6 protein-coding genes and 2 pseudogenes are annotated in these 8,438 nt (G+C 44.4%); 2 read left to right on the top strand and 6 right to left on the bottom strand.

What is annotated here, in order from left to right; all coding sequences use genetic code 11:
• The 3 genes and pseudogenes from L5L77_RS22135 to bla all read right to left on the bottom strand — a co-directional run.
• On the bottom strand, positions 1 to 156 hold a 156-nt coding region (locus L5L77_RS22135), incomplete at its 3' end, for a transposase (protein WP_263185135.1).
• A gap of 180 nt (positions 157 to 336) precedes the next feature.
• Positions 337 to 595, bottom strand: a pseudogene (locus tag L5L77_RS22130) (transposase); the annotation flags it as partial.
• 456 nt (positions 596 to 1,051) lie between these two features.
• Positions 1,052 to 1,924: a class A beta-lactamase gene (gene bla / locus L5L77_RS22125; protein ID WP_263141060.1), complete on the bottom strand. Its 873-nt coding sequence runs from the start codon at positions 1,922 to 1,924 to the stop codon at positions 1,052 to 1,054.
• 480 nt (positions 1,925 to 2,404) lie between these two features.
• Between bla and L5L77_RS22120 the strand changes: the two are divergent.
• Positions 2,405 to 2,584, top strand: a pseudogene (locus L5L77_RS22120) (IS5/IS1182 family transposase); the annotation flags it as partial.
• Positions 2,585 to 2,702: 118 nt separating this feature from the next.
• Here L5L77_RS22120 and L5L77_RS22115 read toward each other — a convergent pair.
• From L5L77_RS22115 to L5L77_RS22105, 3 genes are all read right to left on the bottom strand, one after another.
• Positions 2,703 to 3,092, bottom strand: a complete 390-nt coding sequence (locus tag L5L77_RS22115) for a VOC family protein (RefSeq protein WP_263141063.1) — start codon at positions 3,090 to 3,092, stop codon at positions 2,703 to 2,705.
• A 98-nt stretch (positions 3,093 to 3,190) separates the two neighbouring features.
• On the bottom strand, positions 3,191 to 3,784 hold the full coding sequence (locus L5L77_RS22110) for a RidA family protein (protein WP_263141065.1): 594 nt from the start codon (positions 3,782 to 3,784) through the stop codon (positions 3,191 to 3,193).
• A 185-nt stretch (positions 3,785 to 3,969) separates the two neighbouring features.
• On the bottom strand, positions 3,970 to 7,581 hold the full coding sequence (locus tag L5L77_RS22105) for a transporter substrate-binding domain-containing protein (protein WP_263141067.1): 3,612 nt from the start codon (positions 7,579 to 7,581) through the stop codon (positions 3,970 to 3,972).
• Positions 7,582 to 8,265: 684 nt separating this feature from the next.
• On the opposite strand from L5L77_RS22105, the gene L5L77_RS22100 reads away from it, so the two are divergent.
• A partial coding sequence (locus L5L77_RS22100; protein ID WP_263148818.1) for a transposase occupies positions 8,266 to 8,438 on the top strand: 173 nt, incomplete at its 3' end.

Raw genomic sequence — 8,438 nt, 5'->3', positions numbered from 1 at the left:
TTTAGGTAAATCTCGCCAAGGGATACCTGTTCTAAGGCGGTAAAGAATACCTTCGAATGTTTGTCTATGTTCAGGTTTGTCATAAACACGGCCTGTGCTTTTCATTAAATGAAATAGCTTTTCCCAGCGTTCATCGGTTAGCATAAGTCTTGGCATGGCTTGAGGTTATGGTTACTTTTGGCGAAGCAAATTATAACGTCTTGCCATGCTGTCTAAAAATCACTCTCGAAAGATCAACAGACCCTAGTTTATAGGGAATTTTTAAGTATGAATATATTGGTGACACTACCTGACATGCACTTTGATAAAGAGCTTGATATATCGGCAAGGCGCTTGCCTTTTTAGTATTTCTTTCTCCATGCGTAATTATTTGTTTTTTTCTACGTAATCGCTTCAACTCATCACGCTCAGACTCTTCTAAGGTGATGCCTTGCTGCAAGGCATCGTGTTTTTCTTTCTAGTTGTAAAGCGGGCTAGTACTAACCCCAAAAGTCTATGCTGCATCAGCAACGCGATAGCCTTGCTCTAACACCATCAAGACGGCTTCATCTTTAAATGCCTGCGGATAACTCTTATGTGATTTCTTCAGACTCATATAGACCTCTTAATTTGTTGACCATACTGTCTCAAATTAAGTGTCCGATGGGATTAGATCAGAACACTGATAAAATTAATTGCGACGCACCAGCCCAATTTGCACTGATAGAAATCTATACTATTGTCATATTGATAAATGGTATTTTGATTCTCCGGCTATGGATGGCTAATTCATGATTTTCCGACCTATACGGGTTCTAATCTCATCAATTCTGTTAATCGTGTTCGGTTTTATCGCCTTGTTTCTGTTTAAATTAATGCAGCCAGAATGTATCCTGTTTTTAATTTTTTGTTAGTTTTCTCGATTTATTCATCGATTCCACAGTCCTCAACTAAATTAAGTAAAGCAGCTTAGTGTTTAATGATTTAATTGCTAGTATGCAATGTGATAGTTACCTTTTTTATAGAAGGAGTAGACTCCTCTAATAAAAAAGGTAATTCTCAACTAATCAAGTTATTGATATTTAATATAAATAACTTTTCCTATTTCTGAGATTATTTTATCTCTTTCTTCAATTGTTGTTCCACTTTTTCTTACGAATATTGTAACAATCACGGGACTTTGTGCTTCTGACCAAGCCATTGATATAATACCTCGCACACCATAATCACTGGCGCCAGAACGATCCGCGATTGACCAACCATTAGGTAATGATGCTCTTAGAAGACCATCGGCTACTTTATTTCCTTCCATCCACTGCTTCAATTTTAACTTTGATTCTGCTGATAGAATATTACCCAAAAGAAGTTTATTTAGACTTTCAGCCATTGCATTAGCGCTCGTCGTATCCCTTATATCATACTCTATATTCTTCGTTAATTCCGGTTCGTAACGATCTGAACGCCAGACATTATCACCTATTGATCGCATAAAGTTAGTCAACCCACTTGGTCCACCGACTGCAGATATAGTGTAGTTCGCAGCAGTATTATCACTATATGTTAATGTAGCTTCGCAAGCATCATTGAGAGTGAGTTCTTTACCAACGTAATTTTTTGTAACTGGAGAATATTCGATAATATCACTCTTTTTTAATATGATGGAATCACTGAGTCTAAGCTGTCCTTTGTCCACTTTGGCCAATACATTCGCACAAGCCAATGCTTTAATTGTACTGTTGAAATGGAAACGCTTATCCCCATGTACGGATTCCATCTCGTTTGACTCGGTGTCCAATACTGTAACCCCAATACTCCAACCTTGTTTTTCAAAATACTGTACTTTATCTCCCAGTATAGAAGCTGCAACGTTCGGTGAAACAATAATACAGGTAGAAAATAACAATGAATAGATAGGTGATAACTTAGGTATTATTGACTTGCTCATAACTTTCCTTTAAGTGTTAAAATAGATAATGCAGTCATTTAAATAACCGTATTTATATAAGAGTTTTAAGGTTGAATCTTATTCCACTATGAAGCTCAAATTTTTAGTTCGATTGAATCAATCAGCTATCCTTTTAACTTATTTGGTTTGATAAATTTGAGAAGCTGTCCCAGTATGAATGGCTTTCCGCTCGCAGATGCGGACTACTCATAGACTCAAGTCAAACCCTAATCGGATTGATTTAACCATCAAGTTCACACAGCCGACATAAGACTTGTCTTAAAAGACAATAAACTGGGCAATCTTGTGGCTACGAGTTTTTTCAACTCTTCACTGGCTTTGTTATGAATTCGAGTGAACTTAATTATGTTCTTACAATTAGCTAACTGGCTATGGGTTTATGCGGCGTTGTTGAGCAAATCAGTGAAATAATCGGTGTTCCCATCATCAGATCTCCTGACTCACCTTCAGGGCGGCTACATGGGTAAATCAATACATAAAATCGTTAATTGGAAGCAATGTAACCAAGCATTAGTGAGCTGTGGCTCGCTCACTTTCTGGGTGGATGAAGCTGCAGTAAAAGCGTGGTACTGCCATGAACATCATGGCGTGCGTGGTCGCGGGTTTAGCTATAGTGATGTGGCGTCCATCACATCACTACAGCCACTACTGAACCTCATTAACGGCTATTGCAGTTATGGCTTGTTAAACCGATCTCAGGTTAAGTATATGGTTTAATAATGTGGGAGTCTTAACTAGAATTCGGCAACAAAACCTGTTAAAAACACTCAAGAAGGAACTTAGTCGGGTGTGGCCATACTTCTTCTTCTGGCATATCAAACTGTAGAAACTCTACCAAATCACGACCTTCTAAAACAAACGCTACTGTAACCCCATTGCAGGGGCTCGTTGGTTCGAGAATCACCTTTCGGCCCTTGATTGCCTTTTGCAGGTCTTCAACTACATAGCCAATATGAGGCTGTGTTCTTATGATTTCAGGTAGCGGACTGTCCTTATCAAACTCCATCCACTCCATAGCATAGGGGGATTCAAAATATCCTGTGGCATGCATTTTCAAGCCAGCATTATAAGTTTTATCAGGAAGCCTTTCAGTTATTGGGATTCCTACGTGATGAAACGTAATCTTCTGGTAGATTGAGTTGCTCATACTAAAATTCCGAAAATAAAATTAACAATTCTTAGCGCTACATATAGAGTGCAGAGATAAAATATGCTCTTGAATGCCTAACGTCGAATTGTGAATGGCTACCTACAATCAGAAGGAGTCGTTTCAAGCTTTTCCGATACGATAACACTAGGATTTTTTCGTACCGCCGTAATATCTATTTCAACACGCATCCCTCTATTGGCCAAACTCGCCACTTGTAATGTTGTACGGGCAGGTAAATGGGGTTGCGCTTTAGTGCCAAAGAACTGAGCATAACCATTAGCAAAGCCTTCTAGGTCCATTTTATTATCCAACGCAGGGTCTCCCACTAGAAATACCTGCATCTTCACCACATCACCAAGCTCAAGGCCAATGTTCACCAAGGTTTTTTCTATCTCACGTAGTACGGCTACCGTTTGATTCTGGGTGTCACCACCATAAGCTAGAGGGCTATCGAGTGGTTGATCGTGATCTTGGATTGGTGGGAGTTTACCAGATAAATACACCATGGATGCAGAGACGGGCACTTCAACAGCGGCAGAAACAGGAACACTTGCGCTGACCGAATGACGAATAATGTAATTATCCGCATCACTAGCACTAACAACAGTAGCACCGACAACATTAGCCGAAATCGCCCCCGTATAAAGAGAAAAACATACAGCTAACCGTGACAAGCTTGACTTAGTCATTCTGCTATCCTTTTAACTTACTTGGTTTGAGAAAATTCCAGTATGAGTTGCGAACCTCTTATAGCGGCAGACCGCTCATCGTTTAAGACACATCCTTATCGGATAGATTTAACCATTAAGCTTACATAGTCGATATAAGACTTGTCTTAAAAACCAATTAACTCGGCATAGAGCTAATTGGTTTTTCAACTCTCCGCCAGCAGCCGCATCTGAAGCGCATCTAGGAGATGCAGCGCCAAACTAATGTTATCGAAAGATCTCTTATCTCCCTTTTCCGCACCGTCTTCTAGCACCTGACACACTTTGACAAGTTGCGCATCACCGGCAAGCTGCGCCCCCCCTTTAATCTTGTGAGCCAGCCGAGCAAGCGCCTTGAGATCGTTTCCCTCACCTATCTCGGCCAACTTTAGCGAGTCCTCCCGTAAGGTCCGCAAGATTTCCTCGACCAGATCATCGTATGCCTCCGGTTTAAGAATGCGGAGCTTCTCCAGTTCGTTATTGGCGCCAGCGGCTTTTGCTTGTAGCTCACTGCTTCTGGATATTTCGCCAATTAAGCTCGAAAGTTCCTCAATGCTGACAGGCTTGAATAAACATTTGGTCATACCAGCAGCCAGCCCTTTCTCAACAGCAGAAGATTGAGCATTGGCCGTCAGGCCGAAGATCGGATGAAAACCTTCCGCCTTCTCCTCCTCAATCGCGCGGATACGGCTACTGAGTTCGAAGCCATCCATGTTAGGCATGTTGCAGTCGGCAATAGTGAGGTCGAATGAGAGAGAGGCATGGGCCCAAACATTGAGTGCTGACTCGCCGTCGTCGCAAGGAACAACCTCATGACCAAGGTATTCAAGCTGCTGGCACAAAAGCAGACGACTAGGAGCGTGGTCTTCAGCTACCAAAATTCGCAACCTGTGGGTAGATGCCGATTGCAATGGCACCAATTGTGGCTGGGTGTCCACATGAACAAGCGGAGCCTCGAAGCGCAGGAGGAAGCACGAGCCCTTACCTAGATCACTTTCAACCGAAAGCGTTGCCCCTAGTAACTTGGCCAATCTTTGGCAGATGTTCAATCCAAGGCCTGAACCATCACGACGCTGCTGCACACCGCCGGCCTGTACGAAGGGTTCGAATATCACCTCTTGGTCGGCATCGCTCAGGCCTGATCCGCTATCTTGGACTTGGATCTCATAGCTAGCATATCCATCACATATACGGCTCATGTCTTCACGTAGTACCAACTGTACAATCCCCTGCTCTGTGAACTTGATAGCATTGCTGAGCAAGTTGGAAATAATCTGATTAAGCATTAGGCTATCAATCATTACTCCCCTATGGGTAACGTCGATAAGCAGCTTGTATTCGAGGTTCTTTTTCCGCGCATTGGCCTCAAACAGACGATGAACTGATTGTATCAACACCTCCAAGTCTGTTGCTCTGAAAGACGGCTCAAGGACGTTTGCCTCGATCTTAGATAAGTCAAGAATATCGCCGATCAGCGCTAAAAGAGACTGTGCAGACTGATAAGCCACATCTAGGTTCTGCGCCATTTTTTCGGGATCGTCGGTTCTCAGGCGCAACAATTCAATCAGCCCCACCACAGCACTTATAGGTGTGCGAATTTCATGGCTCATGGTGGTTAAAAACACCGACTTGGATCGGCTGGCCTCAACAGCTTGCTCTTTCGCCTGTTGCAATTGCTGCAGCAGTTTCACGCGCTCAGTGATATCCAGCCATCCTCCAATCACGCCTCGGTAGCGGCCCATGCCATCCTGAAACGGAAGTATCCAATGATAAATATGGAAAGGTTGTCCTTTTACATCTACATCTAAATCCGCGACAACAGGCTTGCCCGTTTTCACTACCTCCAAGTACATCTGGTGATAGCGCGCGACCAGCCAAGGTGCGACGTAGCTGTTTTCCAGCAATGTCTTACCGACGAACTCCTCCCGCGACGCCTGCATAAAGTCCAGATACGCCTGATTGCAATGAATCAAGCGTCCATGCTGGTCACGTACATACAACGCGACTGGTGAACCATCAATTAAGGTTCGAGTGAACTCCAACTGATCCTTCAGAGCCTCTTCGGCCCTTTGTCGGCGACGAACCTGCCTCCTTAAGTAGTAGTTCCAAAGGACGAAGATCAACGCAAACAGCGCACCACCACCGATAACTGTGTAGATCTCGTTTTTGTATGTGCTCCATGAGCTAGCAATTGCAGGTGCGTCATGGTTATACCAGCGATCAGTCAACTGTCTGAGGCGCTCGGGTGGGATATCCAGTAAAGCTTCGTTGATGATGTCCTTCAATATTTGCTTGTCGGAGGCTGCAGCCATGACGATCCTGTCAGGCCTCGGCCCAAACACCGAAGCAACATGCAGGTCAGCCTGGAAATACTGCTTGATGAAGTAATCGGCAACGAACTGGCTCTGCACACTGCCATCGACTTCCCCGCTTATCAGCATCTCCAGTCCTTGCGAGGTGTTCTCGACTGCTACCGCGGTGATACTCGGATGATGCTTGCCCAACCATGCAAAACCAGGGGTATCACGTACAATAGCCAAACGCCGGCCATGAAGATCATCGAGGCCGTGAATATTGGCCTGTTCTCGCCGGGTCACTACCACCAACGGACTCATCAGGTAAGGACGTGTATAATGCAAAGGTCCAGTCACAGAACCAACGACGCTTAGTGCAACGATTAGGTCAGCCTGCTCTCTCTGAACCCTTCCGATCATATCCCCAACGCCATCGCCGCGTATGAACTCGAACCTCAGGCCAGTACTGCGCTCAATCTGCTTAAGCAGGTCAACGCTCAACCCGTGCAGCTGGCCATGTTTATCATAGAAGGTCAGCGGCGCATCAAGGGCGGACACAATCACTCTGATTTCCGGATTCGCCATCGCCCATGTTTGCTGTTCTGCACTTAACCGAAGAGGTTTTCTGGGGATCACGAAGTCTTCGCTCAGCTCCCAGCGCGAAGCAATTCTTAGCATCTCGGACAGGGAAATAGCTGAGAGCGACTGATTAATTGCGTCTAGCAGCTCGGGCTGTTTGGCGCTGACGGCGAAGTTAATGTTCCCAACATCAGGTACATCCTTTATGTGATCGAAATAAAGCAGGTTAGGAAACATTTGCGGTATCAGATATGCTGCAGTGGTGGAGCTCGTGTACATGGCATCCGCCTGGCCATAAACCACCGCAGTGAGTGCTTGCGTGCGATTGCGATACCTCATCAGTTTAGCGAGCGGGTAGCGCTGCATGAGCTGTTTTTCCAGCAGGGAGGAGCCAACATAGGCAAGCCGCTCATTGGCCATTTTCGGATCAGTATTATAGGCATCGCTCGTACGTCGGATGACAACACGGTGATTAACCAAATAGGCAACCGACTGGCGAACACGCGAATCACTCGGTTGCCCTGTATCATTGAAGGCAAGAATCTCGATTTCGCCAGCGACTAGCGCCTGCATCGCGTCCTCGCGACCTAAATAGCGGACAATTTTGAAGCGAACCCCCAATGTCTGCTCTAATGCCCCCAAAACATCAGCCGTAGCTCCCTCAAAGTGAGCCGAATCAAGTCCCAGATGCATAGGTGGCCACGCTTCGCCCCATATAGCCACTCTAACCTCTAATTTTCTATCAAGCCAAGACTGAGTTTGCGTATTGAAATGTACTTTTGGACTCACCACTGGCGTACGGTTCAAGAGCCGTACGCTATCCGTCTCCTCACCATAAGCCACAGCGCGAAACAGGCAGGAGGTAGCAAAACCTAAAAATAGAAGTAGGAAATATGAGTATTTCATAATGGTTTGTACCAAAAACTGAGGATTTAAATCGAAGGATGGTTAAGTTAATGAATCAAAGTTTCGAACTAAACCTCAAGCAAATTCAATCGCCTCATCATCCATGGCGACACATGAGCGGTTTTGAGTAACATAGTGCAACCTTAGGAGCTACAGAAGCGCGTCTATTAACTGGCAGGCATCAAAGAATCTCGCCTGCGCTTTGTTGAGCGCGGCGAGTTTTCTAACTTTACACATACTGCCATTCCCACATACTGTATTGCAAAGGTACTACCGAGACATTAGGTACGGATAGACTGGGCTTATTATGTATTATACTCACATGCTCGTAACAGCGTCATAGAAAAATACCTTTCCTGACCGCATTCAATGTCCGATGAAAATATTGACTTGCCGCCACATATTTAAGACCAGTCTTATGCGCAATCGAAGGTAATCTCGATATAATTGTCAAGCATCTAGATAAATCCATATTAATAGCTGTACAGAGAAGAAATTAGAACTAACTAAGATTGCTACCCATAGAGGCATATAAGCTGCAAAATCTGCTCACTAAAAATTGAAAACATTGAGTCTGCAGTTGAACCTTGGGAGCAAAGTTTTAGAACTCTGTAGTGGCACACTAATTTTGGCCACCTAAATAGAGGTGATATTATTACCTCGTAGATGACTTTAGGTGAACACATGAGATCGACAACCAGAAAAACATTTAGTGCTGAATTCAAACTTGAAGCTGCCCAATTAGTCCTCGATAAAAACCATAGCATCATCGAAGCTGCAAAGGCGATGAACGTAGGTAAATCCACTATGGATAAATGGGTGAGACAGTTAAAACTAGAACGCCAGGGTGGCACACC

Source organism: Shewanella sp. SM29 (assembly GCF_025654245.1).
Classification (GTDB): Bacteria; Pseudomonadota; Gammaproteobacteria; order Enterobacterales; family Shewanellaceae; genus Shewanella; species Shewanella oncorhynchi.
Note: the sequence above shows the minus strand (reverse complement) of the source record. Positions and strands in the feature narration are given on the sequence as shown.

Bases quoted from the DNA above. Each gene is read 5' to 3' on its own strand.
- bla (WP_263141060.1), bottom strand. From the start codon at position 1,924: ATGAGCAAGTCAATAATACCTAAGTTATCACCTATCTATTCATTGTTA.
- L5L77_RS22115 (WP_263141063.1), bottom strand. From the start codon at position 3,092: ATGAGCAACTCAATCTACCAGAAGATTACGTTTCATCACGTAGGAATC.
- L5L77_RS22110 (WP_263141065.1), bottom strand. From the start codon at position 3,784: ATGACTAAGTCAAGCTTGTCACGGTTAGCTGTATGTTTTTCTCTTTAT.
- L5L77_RS22105 (WP_263141067.1), bottom strand. From the start codon at position 7,581: ATGAAATACTCATATTTCCTACTTCTATTTTTAGGTTTTGCTACCTCC.